Below are 24,634 nucleotides of genomic sequence, written 5' to 3'. Positions count from 1 at the left end.
GCGTGGTCCGGCGCCGGTCCCCGGCTGCATGCGTACCGGGAACGGACGCCAGCACAATAGCGTGACACGCCGACAGCCGACAGCCGGGAACCCACGCCGATCCGGCAGTGCCGAAAAGCTATCGGAGAAAGGGGAGCTCAGCGCACCGGCGGGACCGGATCAACCAGGCCACAGCGTTGAATCTCATACTCCGGGACGCGATCTATGCGGTAGGAGGCGAAATCGAAAGCGTGCAACAGGTTGTGCTTGAAGCGTTGCAAGGTCAACGGGTCCTTGTAGGACAGCATCAGTGCGTGGGTCTGCGGGCAGGACATAGCCACGTGAGCTTGTTTCACCCAGTCCTCGTCCATATACCAGGGCAGCCACGGTTTGCGGTCCACCATGCCGGTTTCCACGATCACCCAGTCCGGGTAGAGGCTCTTGTCGTGGCCGATACGCCCGTCGTCGAGTCGTTCGGTGTGCGCGGCCAGCGGGAAGGCCAGTCCCATCGGATCGATGACCCGCACGTCCAACGGGACGTTCATGCTGGTCATACCGAGATTGAGGAAGTAGACCGTATGCCCCGCACCACCCGGTGGAATCGGAACCGGCGGCGGCGCCACGTACCAGAACATGAACGAGGGCGAATTCAGCAGCAGGCCACCGTCGGGCGTGTTCTCGATCGCCTCCACCATGGGCCGCATCCGCGCGTAGTCGAGGTAGTCCTCGGCGCGGATCGGGTGGTCGTGGCCGGTGTTGAGGACATAGTAGATACGTTCGTCGACGATACCGGAGTCATCGATCTTGGTTCCGGTTTGGATCGCAGTGGTCCCCGAGGCCATCAGCGCCCAGATCCCGGTCCCTGCCAGCGCGACCACCAACAGGCCGAAGGCCGGGGCGTCCCGGCGCGTCAACGCCCGAACCCCGCCCGCGGGCAGCCGCAGCGGCAACACCGCGACCGGCAGCAAGAACAGGAACAGCTGCGGCAGCAGCATCCGGCCGTGCATGAAATCGCCGCCGACCCGCAGCGCGTAGACGGTGAGGATCCCCGCGGCACACAGCACCAGCGTGACCACCGCGGCCGGTGTCCGCAGCCGTTCACGCAACCGCCGGAACCGCCCGGCCTTCTCTCCTGTCGGATCCTGTTCCACCACCGCCGGTTCGGCGCGATACACCCGCGCCGCCACCAGGCCCGCGATCAGCAGAATCGCCAGCGGAACATAGAGGTAATACGGGCCGGCGAGATCCCAGAGGTAGGTGAAACCTTGCCCCCATTTGGCCCCGCCCGCATCCTTGGCGACCGCGGTGTTCGGGTACGGCAGCCCGTAGTAACCCATCCGCCAGATCTGGTAGCACAGCGGTACCGCGCCGGCGGTGGCGACGATCAGCCCGCGCAGCAGCCACGGCCGCAACCGGGAGGCAGGCATCGGGGCGAAGAAGATCAACAGCAGGGCCAGTCCGCCGACAACCGCCATCTCCGGCCGAACCAGCGGAGCCAGGCCCGCCAGAAACGCCAGGGCGAGCAGCCCGGGAACGCGGGGGCGTTCGGCCTTGCTCCAGCGGATCAGCAGCAGCCACAGCAGCGCGATCCAGCAGATGACCAGGCCGTTCTCCAAGCCGGAGGTCACATAGTCGCGGGCCGGGGGGACCGCGATGTAGGCCAGCGCACCGGCCGGTAGCAGCAGCGTCGAGGAGGCCGGGCCCCACAGCTTGCCCGAACCCAGCATCGCGAACACCAGCGCGAGCACCGAGAGTGTCAGCGCAACTCCCAGAACGACATACTCGAGCCGGGCCTGGGTCACCCAGCTGAAGAACCACACGATGTAGGTCCACGCCGTACTGGTATTGGTCTCCACCCGCTCGCCCGGGTTGAACACCGGGCCGTTACCGGCCAGCAGATTACGCACGGTACGCAGGACGATGAGACCGTCGTCGGCGATCCAGCGCCGCTGCCAGCCACCGAAGGCCAGTAACGCGACGGTCGCCACGATCCCACCCGCGAACACCGCGCGCGGTATCCAAGTGGGACGAGCCGGCTTGCGGGGCTGCTCTGTAGCAGCCCCCTCGCCGGTCTTTTCTTGTTCGGCTACCGCAATCTCGTCAGAAGAGATAGACAGCGACACCTACCGCTCCGATCCAGGCAATGGCGAGCAACTGCAGGACGCGGTCGCCGAAGGCGATCTCTTCCGGTTCTCCCGCCTCACCACCGTCGACGTCGACTGCGTAACGCAGAATCGCGATGGTGAACGGGATCATCGAAAGAGCGAACCACTCCGTATCTTTGGCCGCACCCTGTTCGAAAGCCCACAGTCCGTAGAAGACCACGACCGCCGTAGCGGCCAGGCTCCAGGTGAATCGTAGGTAGGTCGGGGTGTAGTACTCCAGGGATTTGCGAATCTTGGCCCCGGTGGAAAGCGCCAGCTGTAGCTCGGCATACCGCTTACCGGCCGCCATGAACAGCGACCCGAAGGCCATGATCAGCAGGAACCACTGCGACAGCGGGATTCCGGCAGCCACACCGCCGGCAATCGCGCGCAGCAGAAATCCCGAGGACACGATGCAGATATCCAGCACGGCTTGGTGCTTGAGACCGAAGCAGTAGGCCAGCTGGACACCTACGTAGACCCCGATGGCGACGGCGAGCTGCCAGTTCGCCACGAAGGAGAGCGCCACCGAGCCGATCAGCAGCACTGCCGCCAGCGCGAAGGCCAAGTTCACCGGAACCACACCGGCCGCGATCGGGCGGAACCGCTTGGTGGGATGCGCCCGATCGGCCTCGACGTCCATCGCGTCGTTGACCAGATAGATACCCGAAGCCGCCAGACAGAAGGCCACGAACGCGATCGCGACGTGGGCGAGCACACCCAGATCAGTGACCGACCCGGCGGCCATCGGCGCCGCCAGCACCAGGACGTTCTTCACCCACTGGCGGGGTCGAGCGGCCTTGATCAGGCCACCGACCAAGGTCTTGGGCGGTCCCTTGACCTCGGCCTCGGCCAGATCGACGCCGGTGGGCTCTTCACTCATATCAGGCAGCGCCTTTTCGTCTTGTACGGTCACTGTCGAGTCTCTTTTCGGCGGCGAGCAGGACGGCGGCGGACGCAGCGCCGAGCGCGGAACCGGCGATCACATCGGAGGGGTAATGCACCCCGAGAACGACCCTGGACAGCAACATCGGCGGTACGAGTACCGCTGGCAAGGGTAGCCCGGTCAATTTTCCGAGCAGCACCGCCGCCGCCGTTGTCGAAGTCGCGTGCGAGGACGGGAAGCTCAGTTTGCTCGGCGTACCGACGTTCACCTGCACCGACGGCGCGTGGGGTCGCGGGCGGCGAACTATGCGCTTGATCACGATGGACGCCGCGTGCGCGCCGACGGCGCCGACGGCCACTCCGGCCCACTGTCGCCGGCGGGATTTGTCGGCGAGCGCACCGGCCGCGGCGATCGCGACCCAGCCGAGCGCGTGCTCGCCGAAATGCGACATACCGCGCGCTGCCGAGATCACCGGTGGGGTTGCAATGGCGCCCTGCACCGCTTCGATGATCTTCACTTCGGGCGGGGTCTGCCCGGTGGCCGAATCCTGCAGGCTCGGGTTCATCGCATTCACCGCTGGGTCTCCGTACTACCGTCGATTCCGAAAACCTTCTCCCACGCGGCGGTACCGGTGAGCTCCGCGTGCGCGGCGCGATAGCGCTGCCGCATCTCCGGCATCCGGTCGGCGAGTTCCTTACGCAACCGCAGTGCTTCGCGGAACAGCCCGTAGGCCTGCCGCGGATCCCTTTTCCGGTACACCACACCGCGACCGTCGGCGGTGGTGACGGTGACTCCGTCGACCTGGGAGAGCAGAAACCAGCGCGCGTCCAAGGTCGGCACATTGAGCTGCGGGCGCTCATGATGCTCCGGATGCGCCGGTCGCAGATTGTTCAGCACGCCTTTGCCGAGCCGCACGATCTTGGCGATCGGGTTGGCCGGTTCGCCTACTGCGCCGACCCCGATACCGCTGGCCAGCGGCAGTTCGGTCGAGGACGGCAGGGTCACCGCATCCGGATACTGTTTGCGCAGTTCGTGTACCGCCCCCAGCGCGCTGGGCAGCAGTTCGAATAGACGCTGCGGACCGGCCAGGAAATCGCTGATCGCCAGATTCTGGACCGCAACCGTCGAATATTCGAGGCAGAGCAGGTGTTTGAGGGTCGCCTTGACCGTATGCGCGATCATGGCGCGCCCGGTACCCGGCTGGTACAGCGATGCCACCACCAGGCGGTTGCGCAGATGGAAATACGCCTGCCAGTCGATGGCGTCGTCTTTATCGCTCCACGCCATATGCCAGACCGCGGCACCCGGAAGGGTGACAGTCGGATAACCCGCTTCGCGGGCCCGCAATCCGTATTCGACATCGTCCCATTTCAGGAACAGCGGTAGCGGTTGGCCGAGTTGTTCGGCCACCTGCCGCGGAATGACGCAGGTCCACCAGCCGTTGAAATCACCGTCGATACGCCGGTGCAGCAGTTTCGAATTGTCCCGGTCGCGCAGGGGGTACTTCGCGAAGTCGTGGTCGTATTCGACATTCGGAGCCGCCGACCACATGAAGATATTGCGGTCGACCACCTCGCCCATCACATGCAGGTGCGAACGTTCCTGCAAGTTGAGCATCTGCCCACCCACCAGCACGGGGGATTCGGCGAAACGAGCGAAAGCCAGGGAACGCAGAATCGAATCGGGTTCGATCTCGATATCGTCGTCCATGTAGACGATGTATTCGGCGCTGGTCGATTTCAGTGCCTCATACATCACCCGGCTGTATCCACCGGACCCGCCGAGATTCGGCTGGTCGTGAATGGAGAGCCGGTTGCCCAGCACGGCGGCGGCCTCGTCGAAACCGGGTTCGTCGACGACCTTGCGAGTGCCCTGATCAGGAATGATCACAGCGTCGATCTGCGCCAGCACCAGCGGGTCGGCACCGAGCGCGGCCAGCGTTTTCACGGCATCGGTGGGACGGTTGAAGGTCGGCATACCGACCGCGATCCGCCCCTCGCCGGGCGCTTCGATCGGTGCGTACCAGCCGCCGGATACCAGCGTCACCGCGGTGTCGGTGGTGATATCGAACCAGAGCCAGCCGCCGTCCTCGAACGGCCCGAAATCGGTCTCCAGTTCGAGCGTGACGGTTTCGGCGCCGGGCGCCACCGCGAACTCCTGGCCCTGTATGTGGATACGCGAGCCGTCGGCCTTGGACCGGTACATGTCGACCCGTCCGTGCCCGGCCAGCTCCAGCCGCAGCACCACCGAATCGAGCATGCTCCAGCGCCGCCAGTAGCTGGCCGGCAGCGCGTTGAAATAGGTGCAGAACGACACCTCGGACTCCGCGCCCACCGAGAGCGAGGTCCGGGTGCCGGCGTGTGCGCGCCGGGCGTTGGTCGCCGACTCTTCCAGGTAGAGGGTGCGCACATCCAGCGGCTCACCCGGGCGGGGCAGGATCACCCGCTGCAGGAGTGACTTCGCACGGGTGGCGGACGCGCTGTGCGTCAGTGATGCTGAGGTCATACGTCGTTGTTCTCCTCGGCCAGCGGTGCACCCGATTCCAGATGCGGCCGCAGCACATTGTCGAACATGTTCAGTGCACTCGCGATGGCCATATGCATATCCAGGTACTGGTAGGTACCGAGGCGTCCGCCGAACAGGACCTTCGTCGTGGCGGTCTCCTGCTTGGCCAGCGCGCGATACGCGGCCAGTTTGGCTCGGTCTTCAGGGGTGTTGATCGGATAGTACGGTTCGTCGCCGGTCTTGGCGAAACGCGAGTACTCGCGCATGATGACCGTCTTGTCCGTGGGGTAATCGCGCTCCGGATGGAAATGCCGGGGCTCGATGATGCGGGTGTAGGGCGGGTCCGCGTCGTTGTAGTTCATCACCGATGTGCCCTGGTAGTCACCGGTCGGCAGGACCTCGGTCTCGAAGTCGATCGTGCGCCAGCCCAGCTCGCCCTCGGTGTAGTCGAAGTAGCGGTCCAGCGGGCCGGTGTAGATCACCGGCGCGTCCGGGTTCTGCGCGCGCAACTCGTCGCGCACGTCGAACCAGTCGGTGTCCACCCGGACCTCGATCAGTTCACTGGCCGCCATGTTCTCCAGCCACTTCGTGTACCCCTCTTTGGGCAAGCCCTCATAGGTGTCGTTGAAGTAGCGGTTGTCGAACGTGTAGCGGACCGGCAGCCGGGTGATATTGCCGGCCGGCAGCTCCCTGGGGTCGGTCTGCCACTGCTTGGCGGTGTAGTCGCGGACGAACGCCTCGTAGAGCGGGCGCCCGATCAGCGAGATGGCCTTTTCCTCGAGGTTCTGTGCGTCGGCGGTCTCGATCTCGGCAGACTGCTCGGAGATCAGCGCACGGGCCTCCTCCGGAGTGAAATACCGGCCGAAGAACTGCGAGACCAGCCCCAGGCCCATCGGGAACTGATAGGCCTGGCCCTTGTGCAGGGCGAACACACGATGCTGATAACCGGTGAACTCGGTGAACTGCGTGACATAGTCCCAAACCCGTTTGTTCGAGGTGTGGAACAGATGTGCACCATATTTGTGGATTTCGATCCCGGTTTCCGGTTCGGGTTCCGAATAGGCGTTACCGCCGATATGCGGACGGCGGTCCAGCACGAGAACTCTCTTACCGAGTAAGTTCGCGCTGCGCTCGGCGACGGTCAGCCCGAAGAAACCGGAGCCGACGACGATCAGGTCGAACTGTGCGTTGTTATCTGAGTTACCCGGAGACGATGCGGCGGTCACGGGAGCCCAGCGTATCGGAAGCATTTCCCGGCGCCAGTCGGGATCAGCGGGTAGATGGTAACGCCAGGTGAGAAGGGTTCCGGCCGGGGCGGTCGCAAAACGTTCGCCGGGGCCGTGTCGATGACCGGGCCCCGGCGAACGGGTGTGTGGACCGTTGGATCAGTAGCCGTACGGGGTGGGCATATAGCCCCCCATGGCCGGCGCCCGCGCGGCCTCGATCCACCGTTTGGTGGACCCCAGAGAGGCCAGGACCAGGGTTCCGATGGCGAAGAGACCGGCGATGACCGCCGTGAGTCCGAAGCCGAAAATCGAGACGATGAGGAACGCGACACACGCGACGATCACCGTGGTCCGGCCGGCGCTGCTCCGTTTCAGCAGCATGATCCCGCCGACCAGCAGTGCCAGCGCCACGACGAGGTACAGGATTCCCCAGATGATGCCGACACCCTCGAAATCGATATCCACGTCGGTGCCGCTGCTACTGCTGCTACTGGAGGAACTGCTGCGCCGACGCGCCCCGGTGGCCAGCGCCGCCCCGCTGGTGAGCGAACTCTCCGAGGTGGCGGCGGTCAGGATGAACATGGAGATGGCCATGCAGACACTGGAGACGGCGCCCAGCAGCGCGAGGATGCCCGCGGTGATCCCGGTACCGCCACTCGGCGCGGGCTGCGGGTAGCCGTACGGGCCGGGTGCGGCCGCATAGGCCGGGGCCGGGTAGCCGGGACCGGGCGCCGGGTACCCCTGTTGGTGCGGCGGCTGACCATACGGATAACTCATGGGACCTCCCCCTCGTAAAGGTTTTCGGGAACCCTACCGCGCCGCAGTGGAGTTCGCCGACGTCTCGTCCCACTCATTGTGAAACGCAAGTGTCCGCATACTTTTCGTGTGCGGACACCGCGGTGGTTCCGTTTTCTATTCGAGATCGGTGTCCGCGTAATACTTCATCGCGTCACGAACCAGCTCTGCCGTTCGCTTTCCGTGCCGGTCGTAGTGGACTCCGGAACATTCGTCGGCGAAATACATTTCACCGAGCCCCGCGAATTCCTTCGCAGCGGTGTTCACGAACCGCTGGACAGGTCTGCCACCTCCATGTCCATGGGGATTTTCTGGGCACCCGGTACGGCAGCCGGGCGGTCGCCCTGCAGCGCGGGCCCGCCGGACGGGGTTTCCGGTGCGTCCGCGGCTCCGGCCCGGCCCGCCGGCACTCGCCCCGGAGCGGTACCGGGGTCGCTTCCGGCAGGTCCCGAACTGCCTGATTCGGTGGTCTCGGATTCGGTCGCCCCGGGAACGCCGGTGCCGGGTTCGGTTGTTTCCGATTCAGCGCTGCCGACCGCGGGGTCCTCGAGGTTCGGCACCATCTGCATCAGCGTGGTGAAGTCCACGACCTGCGCACCCAGGGCCGGGGTGTAGACGATGACGCCGTTCTCGAACAGCCGGTAGCTACCGGCATCGTCGGGTAACGGCATTTCCGTGGTGACCGGTAGGCCGACCACACTGCGCGCGCCGCCCATTTCCGCGTAAGCGGTATCGATCGGCGAGGGTGTCTCGCCCGGTTTCACCCCCGGGAGCGCTGGATTCGTCCCGTCCGGTGAAATCGGCAGGCTGCCTTCGGGAGTCCGCGGCACCGGTGCGCCCGCGTTCGGGGCGGTCTTGTCGCCCTCCGGTGACACCGGCGGTACGGAGCCCCCGGGCATACCGGGCGTGGTTCCGTCGGGCGCCGCGGCCTGGATCTGAGGATCGGCCGGCGCGGCCGGCATGGGGCCGGCGACCGCGAGTTCCGCGGGTGTCGGGCCCACCTCGAAAGTCTGGATATCGGCGGGTTGCCCGCCGTCGGGCGCGGCGGAGTACTCCGACCGCAGAATTCGCCCGTCACGCAGTAGCACCCGGCCCGCGGTGGCTTCCACCGCAGCGGTGGTGCGTGGATCTTCCTGGGCGGTACCGCTGTAGACCTGACAGTCGGTGGTGTCGCAGGTCTGCGCGTACGGCCAGCGGGTCTCGGCGAGAGCATAGGAGCGCGCCGCGATGGCCTGGGCCTCGAGCGCCACGGGGTCCCAGCCGGCGGGCATCTCCGCGGGGATCACGCCGCGTAAATAGTCCTGGACATCCACCCGGTTGACCGTGCGGGGGTCACCGTTTTCGGTGGCCACACCTACAGAGCCACGGTAGGCGCTGCCCCCGCACACGGTGAGGTGCTCGTTCGCCGGGCGGTTGGGGTTCGGGTCGACCGGATAGACCCAGGGGTCGCCGACGGAGGTCTCCCAGAGCACGCCGCCTTCGCATCCGTCGGTGACCACGACATGCGCGCCGCCGTCGGGCAGGGGGATCAGGCGGGCAGCCTCGCCCGGTTCGAGCACCCGGCCCGCCACCCGGGCGCCTGCATCCGAGAAGACGACGGGTTCGGCGCCGTCGTAGCCCTGCAACCGGACCGATACCGAAGCCGGGCCGACGCTGCCGATCTCGGCCCCCGGGTAGTAGTGCCCGAGAATCTGCTCGACACTCTGACCGCTGCGCGCGTTCTGCAGGGCACCGTGCTGGCTGAGCCCTCGGCCGTGCCCGGGGCCGGCCTCCGCAATCATCCGGTATACCTCACCGGCAGATGGCGCCAGTAACGATCCGCCGATCAGCAGAGCCGTGGCGCCGCAGGCGAACATCGGCCCGGGCCTGATCCTTCGTCCTTGCATCGACCCGGGTAATCGGCGCTTTACCAGTGGATTCGCAAGGCGCAGCGGAACTTTCGCGCGAGTTATGCTGTTTCGGTATGACATATGAGCACTCCCATCGATTCGCCCGGACGTTTGCCTCGACACGACGTCGGCATGTCGTTTCGACCGGCCACGCTCCGGGAGCTACATTCGAGCGACCAGGTAAGCCTCAACCTCAGGTTTAGATTTGTGACGAATGTGGCTAGTGTGGTCTGTGAGACTCGAGTACGCAAGCATCACTTGCTCACCGATCACTGGTTGCAACCCTGATTGGAGATGCTCGTGCCCTACCGCAAACCGAAGCGTTCCTACGTCCTGCCGGTTGTCGCGCTGATTGCGGTAGCGGGGCCACTCCTGGTTCCCACGGTCATCAGCCCACACAAATCCGCCGACCAGGTGGAACTCACCGCCGTACCGCCCCTACTCACCGAGCAGGCATTGAACAATGCCACCGATATCGTCCTGCCGCTGGCCGAATTGACCGGTCTAGAACTTCCCGACCTGCGATTATCGGACTTACAGGCACTCGATCTGTCCGGACTCGCCCCGGCTGATCCCCCACCGGGCCAGACATCCGGCCGGCAGGCCCCCGGATTCGTGACCGGATCCCCCGGCAGCGGCACACCTTCTGCCGACACGCCGGCACTCACGCCTGGTGTCATCCCCCCTGAATTCATGAACGCCGTCGGCGCGCAGGTCAAGGAACTGACCCGGGAAGAGCCGTTCAGTATGGTCGCGCTCACCGCGCCGGACCTGGCGAACACCACCGTGATGGTCCGCGCCAAACAACCCGACGGGTCATGGGGCCACTGGTACGAAGCCAGCCCGATCGACGGCGCCGACGGCGTGGCCGACGGCGCGCCCGCAGGAACCGACCCGATCTACGTCGGAAACACCACCGCGGTACAGGTTCTGGTCACCCGGACACCCCAGCAGGCCCCGGGCGGACCGCTGACCCCCACCCCCGCTGCGGCCGGCGAACAAGAACCTCCCCCCGACCTCACCGCAGTCTTGATCGATCCCGGTCGCGGCGCAGTCGACGACAATCTGCAGGACATCGCCGCCGCCCTGCCCGGCGGCGGACCACGGGTGATCACCCGTGATCAATGGGGTGCCGACGAATCGATCCGCTGCCAAGAACCCACCTACGACGACGGCCTCGGTGGTATCACTGTGCACCACACCGCCGGTCGCAACGATTACAGCAAGGGCGAATCGGCCGGGATCGTGCGCGCCATCTACGCCTACCATTCGAAAACCCTCGGCTGGTGCGATATGGGCTACAACGCCCTGGTCGACAAGTACGGGCAGATCTTCGAGGGCCGCTACGGGGGCCTGAACGAGCCGGTACAGGGCGCGCACGCGGGCGGTTTCAACGAAAACACATCCGGAGTCGCGATCATGGGCGACTACCAGGCCGAACAGCCCACCGACGCCTCGATCGAGGCCACCGGCAAATTCGTCGGCTGGCGCGCGAAGATCGCCGGACTCGACCCGCAGGGTCAGACCACCATGTACTCGGAAGGCACGGAGTTCACCCCGTACGCCCGCGGTGAAGAGGTGAAACTGCCGGTGGTGTTCGCGCACCGCGACGTCGGCAACACCAGCTGCCCGGGGGATGCCGCGTACGGGCAGATGGACCGCATCCGCACGATCGCCGCCGGTGAAGCCGGCGGGACACAATCGCAGTCGCCGTCACCGCGCAGCCAGGCCGCCCGTTCCGACCTGGCCGCGCTCGCCGATCTCACCGCGAAGCTGCTGACCATGGTCAACGACAACCTCATCGCCAGATACTGGGTCGCTAAAGGCGGCCCCGACGGCCCCCTCGGCCAGGCGGCCTCCGAACCGCTGCCCGCCGCCCACGGTCAGCAGTACGCAAAGTTCGTGAACGGCTACGTCTACACCACCCCGGAAGGGCAGGCCCACGAAGTGGTCGGCAAGATCCTGGACCGCTTCCTGGAACTCGGCGCCGACGCCGGCGCTCTCGGCCTGCCGCTGACCGGCCCGTACCAGGTCCCCGAGGGTTTGCGCACCGATTTCCAGAACGGTTCGCTGATCCTGAACCAGGCGACCGATGTCGTCACCACACTCTGGAAGACCTACAACGAACTCAACCAGCAGCAGGTCCAGGGCGCCCCGGGGCAGCCACCGCATCCGCAGGTCGCTCCGCCGCCGGGCCCGGGTCTACCGCAGGGGGTCGCGCCGACACCAGCACCCGCGCTCGCCGCCCCGCCGCCTGTGCACGCCCAGGTACCGGGTGCTCAGGCGCCGGCCTTGGCCGCCCCGGCACCGCAACCCCAACTGCCCGACCAAGCCCAGGCCCCGGTTCAGGCTCCAGGAGACAGTTCCACGCCGAGTAGTCCCGTCGCGCCGCCACCGGCCGGTGCGCCGATCAACGAAACCCCACCGGCGCAACCGGCACCCACCGGCGCGGCCGCGACCCCGCCCGAACCTGTCCCCGGCCCCCCGGCGCAGCAACCGCACCCATCCAGCCCGCAACCGGCTCCGGCCGGTCAGGAGCAAGCTCCGCCGCCCCCGGCCCCCACCAGCGAACCGATAGTCCCGCCGGCCCCGGCTGCCTGAACCGGGTCCAGATCACCGCGCCGGCCGTTCACCACGGCCGGCGCGGTTCTGTGTGTGCGGTCGCACAGATCCACCACCGGCGCCGGTCACGGCAGTCCCCGGCCTGATCAGCGGCGCGAATCGTCGTGCGGCCACCAGCGTTCCAGCACCCGCGCGACCCCGTCCTCGGAATTCGTCCCCGCCACCTCGTCCGCCGCCGCGATGGCCTCCGGGTGCGCATGGCCCATCGCCACGCCCAGCCCGGCCATCCGCAGCATCGGCACATCGTTGGGCATATCGCCGAACGCGACCATATCGGCCGCATCGATACCGAGCCGCTCACCGATGATGCGCAGCCCGTGCGCCTTGGTGACGCCGGGCGCGGAGATCTCGACCAGCCCGTGGTCGGTCGAAAAGGTGATATCGGCCCGGCCACCGATATGACCGGCCAGCGTCGCCGCCATATCGCCGCTACTGGCCCCCGGCAGCCGGATCAGCATTTTGATCGCCGGGGAGGCGATGACCTCATCACGCGCCACGGCCGTATCGTCGGGATTCAGCCAGGCGTGCACATACTCCGGCGAGCTCACGAACTGCGGTGTCGCCGCGTCCTGGGCACTGGCGCCCACTCGTTCGGCCGCCAGACCACATCCGGGCAGCACCTTTTCCGCGAGATCGGCGAGCCAGGCCAGCGTCGGCACGTCGAGGACGGTGGTACTCAGTACCTGATCGGTTTCGGGGTCGTAGAGCACAGCCCCGTTACCGCATACGCACAGCGGCGCGAACCCCAGCCCGGCGACCACGGGCGCGATCCACCGCGGCGGCCGCCCCGTCGCCAGCACGAACTGCACTCCGTCGGCCACCAGCGCCGCTACGACATCCCGGGTTCGCGCGGTGACCCGCTCGTACGGGTCGATCAGGGTGCCGTCCACGTCGGAGGCCACAAGCTTGGGTTTGGGCAGTTGCGATGCGGTCACCTCGTCCATTCTGCTGTGTCCCGGCACAGTGGTCCCGCGGTGTCCCCACCTGGCGACCGCAGTGGCCTGCGCGGGCCGGCCGGTGGTCCCTCCACGACCGGCCGCTTTTGGGGGTCGAACACGCAGCGAGCCATCCGGCGCGCAGGGCGCGGGAACGCTCCCTATGATCAGGGACCACACCTGATGTCGAGGGGAATGATGGCCGGCTTTCTGTTGCGACGCGCACTCAACTACGTCGTGCTGTTGCTGCTGGCATCCTTTTTGACCTTCACTGTCGCCTCGCTGACCTTCAACCCGCTGGAAAGCCTCGAACAACGGAATCCACGGCCACCGCAATCGGTGATCGATGCCAAGGCCGAAGAGCTGCATCTGAACGACCCCGTCCCGCAGCGCTATCTGATCTGGGTCTCCGGCGCGGTCCGCGGTGATTTCGGGACCACGCTGGCGGGGCAGCCGGTGAGCGAGGAACTGCCTCGACGGGTGGCAGTGAGTCTGCGGTTGCTCATACTCGGTTCGGTGGTGGGCACGGTGCTGGGTGTGCTCATCGGTGCGGCCGGTGCGATCAGGCAGTACAAGTTCAGCGACTACTTCACCACCGTGGTCTCGCTGCTGATCTTGTCGACCCCGGTATTCTTGCTCGCCACCTTGTTGAAATACGGAGCGCTGGAAATCAACTCGATGGCCGGACAGCAAGTCCTGCTCTATACCGGCGAAACGTCGGCCGGGCATATCGAAGGGCTCGGCGCCCAGCTGGTCGATCGGTTGCAGCATCTCGTATTGCCGACCCTGGCGATCGCGCTCGGCGGTATGGCCGGATACAGCCGCTACCAGCGCAATGCCATGCTCGATGTCCTGCAGAGCGATTTCATCCGCACCGCCCGCGCCAAGGGACTCACCCGGACTCGCGCGCTGTACAAGCACGGTTTGCGCACAGCATTGATCCCGATGGCGACCCTGTTCGCCTACAGTCTGGGCGGATTGATCACCGGCGCGACCTTCACCGAGAAGATTTTCGGCTGGCACGGCGTCGGCGAATGGCTGGTCGATTCGATCAACGCGCAAGACGTGTACGTGGTGGTGACGGTGACCGCGTTCGCCGGTCTGGTGGTGCTGATATCGGGGCTGCTCTCCGACATCGTGTACGCGATCCTCGACCCCCGGGTGCGTGTGGCATGAGAGGGCCGGTCCTGCGCCACGGGCACACGAGGAGCATCGAAGTAGGTGGCCCGCCGCGTGCCGGGCGCACAGATCCCGATACGGGGGCGCAATGACCGAAGCCGAGATCATCGTCCAGGGCGCCCCGGCGGTCGCGGCGTCGGGTCGGCGCAAGCTCGTCCGGAAACGGTTCCTGCGCAACCGGCCCGCGGTCACCGGAGCGGTGGTGCTGCTCCTGCTCGTCCTGGCCGCTTTCGCGCTACCGCCACTACTGCCCTACGACTACCAGGACCTGGACTACACGGCCCTACTGCAGCCGCCGAGTCCACAACATCCGTTCGGCACCACCCAGATCGGCCAGGACGTCCTCGCGCAAACGCTGCGGGGCCTGCAGAAATCTCTGATCATCGGCTTCTGCGTGGCGATCATCTCGACGACCATTGCCGCCCTGGTGGGTGCCTTCGCCGGACTGCTCGGCGGCTGGACCGACCGGTTCCTCATGTGGATCGTCGACCTGCTGCTGGTGGTTCCGAGTTTCATCATCATCGCGCTGTTCGCGCCGCGCACCAAGGGCAGCGGCTCGATCGTGCTGCTGATCATCCTGCTCGCGGTCTTCGGCTGGATGATCAGTGCACGAATCGTGCGGGGTCTCACCCTCAGCCTGCGTGACCGCGAATTCGTGCGCGCGGCCCGGTATATGGGCGCACCGACCCGCACAGTAATTCTCACCCATATCGTCCCGAATATCGCCTCGATCCTGATCATCGACACCACGCTCACCGTCGGCGCCTCGATCATGGCCGAAACCGGGCTGAGCTTCCTCGGATTCGGTGTGCAACCGCCGGATGTTTCGCTCGGATCGCTGATCGCCGCCGGCACCGACACCGCACTCACCTACCCGTGGCTTTTCATGTTCTCCGGCGGCCTGTTGATCGTTACCGTACTGTGCGCGAACCTCGTCGGCGACGGATTACGCGATGCGTTCGACCCGGGGGCGAAACGGGCGCGTTCGCGTACCCCACGAAAAACCCGCAAGGCCGAGCGTGCCCGGCAGGCCGGAACCACCCGGCCCGCGGAATCGTCCGGGAGCGAGCGGCAATGAGCGGAGACAAGACCATGGCGCAGCCGGCCGCGGATCCCCCCGAGGCCGCCGCAACCGGGAACACTCCCCTACTCGAGGTCTCGGACCTGCGGGTTTCCTTCCCCAGCGAGGAGGGCCGCATCGAGGCAGTACGCGGGGTGGACTACACCGTCTCCGACGGCGAAGTATTGGCGATCGTCGGCGAATCCGGCTCCGGTAAGTCGGTGTCCTCCCTCGCGGTCATGGGCCTGCTTCCCGACCAGGCGCGGGTCACCGGGTCGATCCGGTTGCGTGGCCGCGAACTTCTCGGACTCGGCGACCGGCAACTGTCCAGGTTGCGCGGGAGTTCCGTGAGCATGGTGTTCCAGGACCCGCTTTCGGCCCTGACGCCGGTGTATCGGATCGGCGAGCAGATCGCCGAAGCCCTCCTCGCCCACGGCGATATGAGCAAGGCCGACGCCGCGAACCGCGCAGTCGAACTGCTCGACCTGGTGGGTATTGCCGATCCCGAACTACGCGCCAAAGCCTTTCCGCACGAATTCTCCGGCGGTATGCGCCAGCGGGTCGTGATCGCCATGGCGATCGCCAACGATCCGTCGCTGATCATCTGCGACGAGCCGACCACGGCACTGGATGTGACCGTGCAGGCGCAGATCCTGAACCTTCTGCGCAAGGCGCGCGATATCACCGGCGCGGGCGTCATCATGATCACCCACGACATGGGTATCGCCGCGACACTCGCTGATCGGGTCGCCGTGATGTATGCGGGCCGGATCGTGGAAACCGCAACGACCCCGGATCTGTTCGCTGCCCCGCGAATGCCGTACACGGTCGGTCTGCTCGGGTCCATACCGCGGATGGACGGGCCTGCCCGGACCCCGCTGATCCCGATCGTCGGCGCGCCGCCGGCCATGCACGATCTCCCGCCGGGATGCTCGTTCGCCCCGCGCTGCCCGGTCGCCGTCGCCTTGTGCCGGGACAGCGAGCCTTCACTGACCGAGGCCACGAGCGGGCACCGTGCCGCCTGCTACCGCACGGGCGAAGTGGGTACCACGGAACTGTTCGACGCCTATCGCCATGAAATCGACGAACCGGCGCTCGATTCCGCTTCCCAGCCCGAACCCGACGTGGTGCTCCGGGTCTCGGATCTGGTGAAGACGTATCCGATCACTTCGGGCGTGGTGTTCCGGCGGCGCAAAGGCGAGGTACGCGCGGTAGACGGCATCAGCTTCGAGGTCCGTGCCGGCCGCACGTTGGCCCTGGTCGGTGAGTCCGGTTCCGGGAAATCCACCACGCTCGAACAGATCCTGGACCTCGTCCGGCCACAATCGGGCCGGATCGAAATCCTCGGCCACGAGACCGGTGAACTGACCAAAACACAGAAGCGCGAACTTCGCCGCCGGATGCAGATCGTCTTCCAGGATCCGACGGCCTCGCTGGACCCGCGCCTACCGGTATTCGACGCTATCGCCGAACCCCTGAAGATCGATCGGCGCCCGAAAGCAGAGATCGCACGCCGAGTGCCGGAGTTGCTCGCCCAGGTCGGTTTGCGCCCCGAACACTCCGACAGGTACCCGGGGGATTTCTCCGGCGGTCAGAAACAACGCATCAGCATTGCCCGCGCCCTCGCCCTGGATCCCGAGCTGCTGGTACTGGACGAACCGGTGTCATCGCTCGATGTCTCCATCCAAGCCGGCGTACTGAACCTACTGCGTGATCTACAAACTCAGCGCGGCCTGTCCTATCTGTTCGTCTCCCATGACCTTTCGGTGGTTCGCAATCTCGCACACGAGATCGCAGTCATGTACCAGGGCAAGATCGTCGAATACGGCCCTGCCGAGCAGATCTTCGATGATCCTCGGCACGCGTATACAAGGTCGCTGATCGAGGCGATTCCGGTGCCGGTCGTCGACCGTGGCAGGGGTTCGGACGCGAACCCCACCAGCAGGAAGGAAATCTCATGAAGATGCGATCCGTCGGTATCCGCGTGGCGGTGCCGATCACCGCGATCGGCTTACTGCTGAGCGGCTGCAGCGCGAACAGTGCCGAGGGCGGGGATGTGACCATCACCGGCACCAATCAAATCAACCCGCACGACCCGGGCGAACTACGCGACGGCGGGAACTTACGGCTGACAATCTCTGCGCTGCCGCAAACCTTCAATCCGCTGCATGTCGACGCGGACCTCGATGCTTCCGATGTCGCCTCCTGGACACTGCCGAGCCCGTTCCGGTCCGACGCCAAGGGCGAACTGTCGGTCGACACCGATTACTTCACCAGTGTCGAACTGACGAAAACCGACCCGCAAGTGGTCACCTACACGATCAATCCGAAGGCGGTCTGGTCCGACGGAAGCCCGATCACTTGGGAAGACCTCGCCTCGCAAGCGCACGCGCAGAGCGGGAAGGACCCGAACTTCCTGGTCGCCGCGACCTCGGGCTTCGATCGAGTGGAAAAGGTGGAACGCGGCGCCGACGACCGGCAGGCCGTGGTCACCTTCAACAAGCACTACGCCGAATGGCAGGGCCTGTTCGGCCTGCTGCTTCCGAAGGCAGTGACCGCGAACCCGCAGGTTTTCGACGATTTCTACCGCAACGGCATGCCGCTCAGCGCAGGCCCGTTCATGATCAGCAATATCGACCGCGCCCAGAACCGCATCACCCTCGGCCGTAACCCGAAGTGGTGGGGCGATACCCCCAAGCTCGACACCGTCACCTTCAGCGCGCTGGACATCCCGGCGCGGATCGCTGCGATCCAGAACAACGAACTCGACTCCTCGGACATCTCCGGGATCGCCGAAGTGACCACAGCCAAGAACACGCCGGGCGTTCAGGTCCTGCGGACCCCGCTGCCGCGCTGGTCGCACTTCACCTTCAACGGCGCACCCGGGTCCATTCTCGAGGACCCGGCACTGCGGCGAGCGATCGCGAAGGGAATCGACCGCCAGGCCATCGCCTCCGCCACTCAACTCGGTGTCGTTTCCGACCCGAAACCGCTGAACAACCACATCTACATGGAGGGCCAGAAGGGCTACCAGGACAACGCCGGCGTGGTCGCGTTCGACCCTGAACAGGCCGCCCGTGAACTCGACGAACTCGGCTGGAAGCTCAGTAGCGACGTCCGAGTGAAGGACGGCCGCCCGCTGGTGATACGTGACGTCATGTACCAGCAGGATCTGTGGGTCCAGACCGCCAAGATCGCACAGCAGAATCTTGCCGCCATCGGAGTGAAGCTGGAGATCGAGACCTATCCCGGGCAGGGGCTGTTCACCGACATCATCGACCCGGGCAACTTCGATATCGCCCAGTTCAGCTGGCAGGGCAGTGTGCTCCCGCTCAGTAGCCTGCCGCAGATCTACGCCTACAACCCGGATATGCCCCTGTCGAACAAGGGCAAGATCGGCTCGCCGGAACTCAACGCATTGATCGAACAGACCATCTCCGAGCTGGATCCGGACAAGGCGATCGAACTGGCCAACCAGGCCGACCGGATGATCTTCGAGGAAGTCCATTCGCTGCCGATCACGCAGTCCCCCGGGACCGTCGCCCAGCGCAACGAGGTCGCCAACTGGGGAGCGTTCGGTCTCGCCTCTCCCGACTACACCACAGTCGGCTTCCTGAAGTGAATCGTGGATCGGGCCGTCCGCTGGCCTATCCGCTGTGCGTAACGATCGGCGCCCTCGCGGTACTCACCGCGTGGGCGCCGTTCGCCGGTCCGGACCAGCTCAGTGCGTTGGCGGTCGTCGGATCGGGGATCATCGGCTACACCGGGTACCGGCTGGCAGTGGCGCTCGGGGCGGTCGCGCATGGCGCCGCGATGGCACGTCCCGCTGCTGCGCGCCGAGTCCGGCAGGAGTATCGGTTGCAGAGCAGGTCCTGGCTGGAAATCCGGGCCGGCGAGCACCTGCGCTGGATACCGGTCTATTTCACCCCGGCGCTCGTCGGATTCACCGGTGGTACGGCGGAGTTCGACGGCGACCGCATCTTCCTTCGCGAAACCGGCCCGAACAGGGCACCGAGTGAATCAGCTCCTGGCTCTCCGAACTTCCTCGCCGACGGCGGACTGTACGTACTTCCCGCGGGCCGGGTGCGTTCGCAGGAGCCCAGCGGGCGGCTGCTCGACAACCCCTCGCGCAGGGATGCCGCTACCGAAGAACGGGCCTGCGCGGCGGCGAAATTCCCCCGCAGGCTGCTGCTGGATGCGCAGTCCGTGGTCGCTGCACCGTTCATCGGGTTGTTGTGGGTCTACACAGCAGGCGGCGGACTGCCCGCGTTCACCGGTGCCGCCTGCGTGGCTGCCGCCGCAGCGATCTGGCTCTGCGCGATTCGCGGCTCCGATCCGAGTTGAGAAGCTACGGCGCCGCCGTCTCGCACCGGCGAGCGCCCGCCGACCGGACCGGCAATGGCGTCGAAATCTGCTCTCCTGCTCTCCGCAGCTGCCGAAATCGCCATCGAGTCTTGTGGCCACCCCGATCTCCGGCAGCTCGCTGCTTCACCTGATCCGATGCCGTGAGGCCGCGGCACGGGTCCGTGCCCGGTGCGGGCGGCCGGAACCTCGGCAGGATCTACACCGGATGCCAGAACATCAGGCGTGCAGGGCTTGCCGGATCAGTGCGGGATGGAATCGATGATCCTGCGCGCGCCCTGCCGCAGTAGGTCCGAACCCACGAAGAACCCCAAGGCTTGGGGATCCTCCGGGACACCCCAGTGCTGCGAATCCAGCCACTGGGTTCCTTCCAGGTTGAACACCTTGCCGTGCATCGAGAGCCGGCCGGCGGGCTCGATCACGCAGACCCCGGCGATCGGCGAATTGCAGTGGCCCTGCAGGGCGTGCAGCATCGCGCGTTCGGCGTCGACGACGCGGCGGGTTTCGGCGTGGTCGAGCCGGCCCGCGAGTTCGCGTACCTCGTCGTCGTCGGCGCGGCAGGCCAGGGTGAGCACACCGGCGCCGATCGGGGGGCACATGATTTCCAGCGGAAGGATTTCGGTGATCCGATCCTCCTGGCCGATCCGGTACATACCGGCGACCGCGGCGATCAGTACATCGCAGTACCCGTCCTCGAGCCGCATGAGCCGGGAGTTCATGTTCCCGCGCAGCGGTTTCATCTCCAGATGCGGATAGTGCAGCCGCAGTTGCGCGGCCCGGCGCACCGAACTGGTGCCGACAACGGTTCCCGCCGGCTGTTCCGACAGCGGCCGGCCGTCCTTGGTGATGATCGCGTCGCGCACATCGTCGCGTTTCGGGAATCCGGCGAACGCGATACCTTCCGGAATCGGGATATCACCGGGAATATCCTTCAGGCAGTGCACGGCCAGATCGGCCTCGTCGTGCAGCAGGGCATCGTCGATTTCCTTGACGAAAGCCCCCTTGCCACCGAGCGCCGCAAGATCACCCATCCAGCGGTCACCGGCAGCGGTCACCTTCACCAGCTCGGTTTCCGCACCGAACTCGGATAAACCAGCCGCCACCTGCTCGGCTTGGGCAACTGCCATAGGACTGGCCCGGGTCGCGACCCGGATTATGCGCGAGGCCATGGCGTGACTCTACCGCCGGCCCAAACCGCGGCAACCGGCCGTCCCCGCGGCGATCCGCCGCAGAGTTCTTGTCGACCGCTGCCCACGACCACGGTTGGTCCGCTCCCCCGAGCCGGCCGGTCGCGACGGCAGCGGTGAAAGCGTCCCGGGTCGCCGACTCGACCACCAACGCTGGACCGGCGCGATTCTCGGATCCACGGATGCCGATCGCGAATACGGTGTGGGCGCCGATCGTACGACCAGCCGATTCGCCGGCCCTGTACCGGGGTGGACGGCCGAAGCACCGAACAACGCGTAACTGTCGAGGTGAAACGCCGGGCGGACAGAGAAGGCGTCCCGCCGGCCGCAGGTGGCTCAGCTCGACAGTTATCTCGACCGTTCGGAGTTGGGCACCGGAGCCGACGGGGAATTATGGGGCTGCGGAATGCCTAATAGCATTCCCAGTAGACGGCGACGTCGGAGAATTCGTGTGCGGCGAGGTGTCCCGGATCGATGAAGCAATACAGGGTCCCGAAGTCTCCCCATCCCATACCGATGGCGTGATCGGTATCGAACTGGGCCAGCAGGATCTGACCGGCCGGCGCACCTTGCGGAAAGAAATGTCGTTCGGCGGCGCTGTCCGGGAGCAGGCCCCGGTCGCGCTCGCTCTGGATCTCGTTCGCCCAGCCCCCCAGTTGATGCCACGACCCGGAATGGGTGAAGAACTTGGTGCCGAAGGCTTCGAGCTGCTCGAGCACCTCGTCGGCGTCGTCCTCGTACAGCAGGTGTTCTTCGAGCCACCGTGGCGAAGGAATCGTCGGAACCACCGCGTAGGTCATCGGCACACGTTCGAAAACGCGGTCATCGCTTTCGAGATCCGGGGGCAGCGCCGCTTCCCGGAGGGCGATATCGTCCGGGAAGTAGAGGAATGCCCCCGCGCTTCCTTCGGTATCGCCGAATACCGAAATCCGGCCGCGGCGCGGCAGCTCCAGGTCCGACTTCGGCAGCGTGGCCAGGTCGATACTGGCCACGTGCTCATAGTGGGCTTTACCGTCACCGGGCCAGTCGACTCCTACCGGTAGCTCCGGCAGGCCGCCGAACCAACCGATGACCGCGTCCCCCGCACTGGCATGTTTCAACCGCAACCCGTCACGGATCGCCATCCGGAAGACGGAATGTCGGTCCTCGGGAATGTGCGACCGCATCGAACCGTACAGATCAGCTTCAACCACGAAGCAATCTTGTACCGGCCTGCCGGATCCCGGCTACCCCGCCGGTTCGGTCAGTTTGCGAGAGCGGAGTTCGTGGCCCTTCGAGGTCTTGCACCGGCCGGATTCCAGATCCCACTGCCAGCCGTGCAGGTTGCAGGTGAGTGTGTTGCCTTCCACCACACCGAATTTCGACAGATCCGCTTTGAGGTGGGGGCAGCGGCGCTGGATTTCCCAGCCGGCCACCTCGACCGAGGCCGAATCGTCGTGGGCTTCGGAGAACCAGCCGTCGGCATAGGCGATGCGTTCGCCGGTGAGGCATTTGAAGAAGGTGTACAGGTACTCGTTGTAGCCGCCGATGCGCCACGCCTGGAAGCGGGTGGACAGGAAAATCGTGTTCACCCAGTCCGGTTCCTGATCGCGCAGGACCGTGCGGACGAGTTCGGGAGCGATCCGGAAGCCGTAGCGGTACCTGCCCTCGCCGGCTCGGGGGGCGCGGACCTGGCGGGCCGGGAAGTCGAGGACCACGGTTTCGCCGCCGAGCACCAAGCCGACCGGGTAGCCGATGCCGTCACAGATGAGATCGCTCTGCCGCATGATCGGTTCGAACAGTCCGCGCAGGGGTTCGAGGAGCGGTTCGCCCTCCGCAGGGGCCCAGGTCTTCTTCTCCGCGACCAGGACCGGTGCCAGCCGCTGCGCCATCTTCTCGACGTAGGCGGCTTTATCGTTCCAGATGGTTTCGGGGTCGTAGGGATGGTTCAGTTCGAGTTCGGCACCGTGCACCTCGACCGTCGACCCGGGCACCATCAGCAGCCCGCGGTCGTGGCCGTGCTCACGCATCTGCTCGAGGAAGACCATCTGGTCGGGGAAGATGTTTCCCTCGTCGCCGCGATCGTCGTTGAGATAGCGCAGTTCGTCGTCCAGGAAAACGGGCGGGCCGGCCGCCGGAACAACCCAGGTGGCGCCGACCTGCTCGATATAGCTGCGGGCGCGGTCCATTCCGCGCTGCCGCTTCTGCTTCCCGAAATTCGATTTCGTACGGGCCGGGATGTCGTACACCATCGGATACCAGATGGCGCCCGAGTACTGCAGGAGATGGATATCGATCTTGCCGAAGGCGTCGTGCAGCACATCCATATCGACCGGCCGCGCATCGTTCATATTGAAACAGGTGGTTTCCCGGTCCGAGACGATGAGCCCGGAATCACCGATCGGGCCGTCCGCGGGAGCGCGCAGTGCGACGATCATGATGTCCAGTTCGGCTGTGGGATCACCACCGCCGGCGCCCATGGCACCGGTCACCGTGTGCTTGACCGAATCCTCGGTTTCGAAGAATTTGTGGAAGCCGAGTTTCTCCAGCTCACGCCGCAGATCCAGGACCGGGTAGTCGGGCAGTAGGACGGTGGCGTCCTTGTTGACGTACTCCAGCAGATGCGCGGCATCGAAATGATCGCGGTGCAAATGGGAAACGTAGAGAAAATCGCAGTTCCCGAGTTCCTCCCAATCGAGCTGGGTGTTGTCCGGGAACGGGAACCAGGAACCGAAGTACGCGGGGTTCACCCAGGGGTCGCATAGGATCGTCCCGGCCGCGGTCCGGATATGGAAACCCGCATGTCCGACGCTGGTGATCTGCACGTGCTCGCTCCTCTTGACCGATTGCAGGCTTCCAGGGTAGTGGCTCAGTCCGAGATTTCCCCGATGCAGTAGCCGTTGTCACCGTCGGCGAGGACAAATGTCCGATCCTGCGTGACTCCGGACGCATTTGTCACCGGCGCCGTCACCGACATATATCCCGGGGTCAGCTGCTGGGAACCGATCAGCTGATCGGTGAAACCGGTGGTTCCGGTGAGTATGCCGGGATTGTTCGCCAACGGGGCGGGTTCCGGCGCGCCGGAGCCCTGTGGATCCCAGGTGGCCGGATTCGCCGCGCAGACCAGCGGGTATTCGGCTTCCTGGTCGTCGGGGTGCAACGGTTGCCCGACGAGCCGCGCCAGGTAGCGGCGCACGGTGTGCCGGGCGTCGGCATCGTCGTGCGCGGGTTCCACACCAGCGGGGAACACGCGGCCGCAGGCATATCCGGATGCCACCTGATCTCGTTCGGCCGTGACGCTCGTCACTCCGTCTGTCCAAGTGATGGTTCCATCGGTGGCCGTACCCGGCTGGGCCAGCGCATCGAGCACGGCATCGGGGTCGGCGTACATGGTCTGCGTGGTGCGGGGCGGGATGGTCCAGCAGGCCTCTTGGAGAGTCGCGAGACCGCCGGCGCGCACATCGGCGGCGAAACGTTGCAGCGCGGGCGCGGCCTCCGGGACCCCGGGTACCTCGCCGACAGGAGGCGCGTCCGCGGGAACAGGCGGCAACGCAGGCGCAGGTGCCACGGCGGTGGCGGTAGCCGCCGGTGGGATGCTCATATCGGTATCGGCTGCCCCGGTCGCCGGATCGTCGACCGGAATTCCGGAGACCGAATCGCATCCGGTGGCCAGCAGCAGACCCGCCGCGGCCAGCCCGATCACCACCGACCGGCCCCGGCGGCGCGGTGCAGCACCGGCGCGGAGATCGTCTGCACGACGCGGTGCGGTTGCGCGGCCGGGTCGGCGCGACGGTACAGGGCGGACGCGTTCCACTTCGACGATCACCTTTCCTGCGGTAAATACCGGTTCGAACAGGGCCCGCCGGGCGTGCTTTCGCGGGCCGGC

Annotated in this window: 19 protein-coding genes; 6 read left to right on the top strand and 13 right to left on the bottom strand. The window is 66.0% G+C overall.

Annotation, left to right across the window (positions count from 1 at the left end; genetic code table 11):
- Positions 1-137: 137 nt before the first annotated feature.
- The 8 genes from NS6_RS22860 to NS6_RS35990 form a co-directional block, all read right to left on the bottom strand.
- A complete protein-coding gene (locus NS6_RS22860) occupies positions 138-2,075 on the bottom strand; it encodes an arabinofuranosyltransferase AftB family protein (protein ID WP_068045264.1) in 1,938 nt (645 codons plus the stop codon).
- A gap of 4 nt (positions 2,076-2,079) precedes the next feature.
- A complete protein-coding gene (locus NS6_RS22855; RefSeq protein WP_068045034.1) occupies positions 2,080-3,006 on the bottom strand; it encodes a decaprenyl-phosphate phosphoribosyltransferase in 927 nt (308 codons plus the stop codon).
- 1 nt (position 3,007) lies between these two features.
- The gene (locus tag NS6_RS22850) at positions 3,008-3,574 is read right to left on the bottom strand and encodes a phosphatase PAP2 family protein (protein WP_068045262.1); all 567 of its coding nucleotides are present in this window, start codon (positions 3,572-3,574) and stop codon (positions 3,008-3,010) included.
- Between the two features lie 5 nt (positions 3,575-3,579).
- Positions 3,580-5,514: a glycosyltransferase gene (locus NS6_RS22845; protein WP_068045031.1), complete on the bottom strand. Its 1,935-nt coding sequence runs from the start codon at positions 5,512-5,514 to the stop codon at positions 3,580-3,582.
- Positions 5,511-6,740: a UDP-galactopyranose mutase gene (gene glf, locus NS6_RS22840; RefSeq protein WP_068045028.1), complete on the bottom strand. Its 1,230-nt coding sequence runs from the start codon at positions 6,738-6,740 to the stop codon at positions 5,511-5,513. The genes NS6_RS22845 and glf overlap by 4 nt, the downstream gene beginning before the upstream one ends.
- 159 nt (positions 6,741-6,899) lie before the next feature.
- Positions 6,900-7,517 (bottom strand): hypothetical protein, encoded by a 618-nt coding sequence (locus NS6_RS22835; RefSeq protein ID WP_068045025.1) that lies wholly within the window; start codon positions 7,515-7,517, stop codon positions 6,900-6,902.
- A gap of 135 nt (positions 7,518-7,652) precedes the next feature.
- Entirely contained in the window at positions 7,653-7,802 is a 150-nt protein-coding gene (locus NS6_RS34905; RefSeq protein WP_245669468.1) for a TipAS antibiotic-recognition domain-containing protein, read from the bottom strand.
- Positions 7,799-9,316, bottom strand: a complete 1,518-nt coding sequence (locus tag NS6_RS35990; RefSeq protein WP_245669467.1) for a SpoIID/LytB domain-containing protein — start codon at positions 9,314-9,316, stop codon at positions 7,799-7,801. The genes NS6_RS34905 and NS6_RS35990 overlap by 4 nt, the downstream gene beginning before the upstream one ends.
- 402 nt (positions 9,317-9,718) lie before the next feature.
- Between NS6_RS35990 and NS6_RS22825 the strand changes: the two genes are divergently transcribed.
- The gene (locus tag NS6_RS22825; RefSeq protein ID WP_068045019.1) at positions 9,719-12,025 is read left to right on the top strand and encodes an N-acetylmuramoyl-L-alanine amidase; all 2,307 of its coding nucleotides are present in this window, start codon (positions 9,719-9,721) and stop codon (positions 12,023-12,025) included.
- Between the two features lie 107 nt (positions 12,026-12,132).
- Here NS6_RS22825 and NS6_RS22820 read toward each other — a convergent pair whose 3' ends face one another.
- Positions 12,133-12,990, bottom strand: coding sequence for a Cof-type HAD-IIB family hydrolase (locus NS6_RS22820; RefSeq protein ID WP_068045017.1), 858 nt, complete (start codon positions 12,988-12,990; stop codon positions 12,133-12,135).
- Between the two features lie 189 nt (positions 12,991-13,179).
- Between NS6_RS22820 and NS6_RS22815 the strand changes: the two genes are divergently transcribed.
- From NS6_RS22815 to NS6_RS22795, 5 genes are all read left to right on the top strand, one after another.
- The gene (locus tag NS6_RS22815) at positions 13,180-14,157 is read left to right on the top strand and encodes an ABC transporter permease (protein WP_068045259.1); all 978 of its coding nucleotides are present in this window, start codon (positions 13,180-13,182) and stop codon (positions 14,155-14,157) included.
- 91 nt (positions 14,158-14,248) lie between these two features.
- A complete protein-coding gene (locus NS6_RS22810; protein WP_068045015.1) occupies positions 14,249-15,238 on the top strand; it encodes an ABC transporter permease in 990 nt (329 codons plus the stop codon).
- Between the two features lie 14 nt (positions 15,239-15,252).
- Positions 15,253-17,181: an ABC transporter ATP-binding protein gene (locus NS6_RS22805; protein WP_068045256.1), complete on the top strand. Its 1,929-nt coding sequence runs from the start codon at positions 15,253-15,255 to the stop codon at positions 17,179-17,181.
- Complete coding sequence (locus tag NS6_RS22800) at positions 17,178-18,842, top strand: ABC transporter family substrate-binding protein (protein ID WP_068045013.1); 1,665 nt, start codon at positions 17,178-17,180, stop codon at positions 18,840-18,842. The genes NS6_RS22805 and NS6_RS22800 overlap by 4 nt, the downstream gene beginning before the upstream one ends.
- The gene (locus NS6_RS22795) at positions 18,839-19,564 is read left to right on the top strand and encodes a hypothetical protein (protein ID WP_245669466.1); all 726 of its coding nucleotides are present in this window, start codon (positions 18,839-18,841) and stop codon (positions 19,562-19,564) included. The genes NS6_RS22800 and NS6_RS22795 overlap by 4 nt, the downstream gene beginning before the upstream one ends.
- 260 nt (positions 19,565-19,824) lie before the next feature.
- On the opposite strand, the gene hemC is transcribed toward NS6_RS22795, so the two are convergent.
- From hemC to NS6_RS22770, 4 genes are all read right to left on the bottom strand, one after another.
- Complete coding sequence (gene hemC, locus NS6_RS22790) at positions 19,825-20,751, bottom strand: hydroxymethylbilane synthase (RefSeq protein WP_068045011.1); 927 nt, start codon at positions 20,749-20,751, stop codon at positions 19,825-19,827.
- 428 nt (positions 20,752-21,179) lie between these two features.
- A complete protein-coding gene (locus tag NS6_RS22780) occupies positions 21,180-21,962 on the bottom strand; it encodes a DUF1963 domain-containing protein (protein WP_068045004.1) in 783 nt (260 codons plus the stop codon).
- Positions 21,963-21,995: 33 nt separating this feature from the next.
- The gene (locus NS6_RS22775; RefSeq protein WP_068045003.1) at positions 21,996-23,573 is read right to left on the bottom strand and encodes an MBL fold metallo-hydrolase; all 1,578 of its coding nucleotides are present in this window, start codon (positions 23,571-23,573) and stop codon (positions 21,996-21,998) included.
- Between the two features lie 44 nt (positions 23,574-23,617).
- Complete coding sequence (locus NS6_RS22770; protein WP_245669465.1) at positions 23,618-24,574, bottom strand: hypothetical protein; 957 nt, start codon at positions 24,572-24,574, stop codon at positions 23,618-23,620.
- Positions 24,575-24,634: the final 60 nt, after the last annotated feature.

The sequence above is a fragment of the Nocardia speluncae NBRC 108251 genome, assembly GCF_001613245.1.
Taxonomy (GTDB): Bacteria; Actinomycetota; Actinomycetes; order Mycobacteriales; family Mycobacteriaceae; genus Nocardia; species Nocardia speluncae.
Note: the sequence above shows the minus strand (reverse complement) of the source record. Positions and strands in the feature narration are given on the sequence as shown.

What these genes read in the sequence shown, in the direction of transcription:
- NS6_RS22855 (WP_068045034.1), bottom strand. Translation starts at nt 3,006, where the DNA reads ATGAGTGAAGAGCCCACCGGCGTCGATCTGGCCGAGGCCGAGGTCAAG.
- NS6_RS22850 (WP_068045262.1), bottom strand. Translation starts at nt 3,574, where the DNA reads ATGAACCCGAGCCTGCAGGATTCGGCCACCGGGCAGACCCCGCCCGAA.
- NS6_RS22845 (WP_068045031.1), bottom strand. Translation starts at nt 5,514, where the DNA reads ATGACCTCAGCATCACTGACGCACAGCGCGTCCGCCACCCGTGCGAAG.
- NS6_RS22835 (WP_068045025.1), bottom strand. Translation starts at nt 7,517, where the DNA reads ATGAGTTATCCGTATGGTCAGCCGCCGCACCAACAGGGGTACCCGGCG.
- NS6_RS35990 (WP_245669467.1), bottom strand. Translation starts at nt 9,316, where the DNA reads ATGATTGCGGAGGCCGGCCCCGGGCACGGCCGAGGGCTCAGCCAGCAC.
- NS6_RS22825 (WP_068045019.1), top strand. Translation starts at nt 9,719, where the DNA reads ATGCTCGTGCCCTACCGCAAACCGAAGCGTTCCTACGTCCTGCCGGTT.
- NS6_RS22820 (WP_068045017.1), bottom strand. Translation starts at nt 12,990, where the DNA reads ATGGACGAGGTGACCGCATCGCAACTGCCCAAACCCAAGCTTGTGGCC.
- NS6_RS22815 (WP_068045259.1), top strand. Translation starts at nt 13,180, where the DNA reads ATGGCCGGCTTTCTGTTGCGACGCGCACTCAACTACGTCGTGCTGTTG.
- NS6_RS22810 (WP_068045015.1), top strand. Translation starts at nt 14,249, where the DNA reads ATGACCGAAGCCGAGATCATCGTCCAGGGCGCCCCGGCGGTCGCGGCG.
- NS6_RS22805 (WP_068045256.1), top strand. Translation starts at nt 15,253, where the DNA reads ATGGCGCAGCCGGCCGCGGATCCCCCCGAGGCCGCCGCAACCGGGAAC.
- NS6_RS22800 (WP_068045013.1), top strand. Translation starts at nt 17,178, where the DNA reads ATGAAGATGCGATCCGTCGGTATCCGCGTGGCGGTGCCGATCACCGCG.
- hemC (WP_068045011.1), bottom strand. Translation starts at nt 20,751, where the DNA reads ATGGCCTCGCGCATAATCCGGGTCGCGACCCGGGCCAGTCCTATGGCA.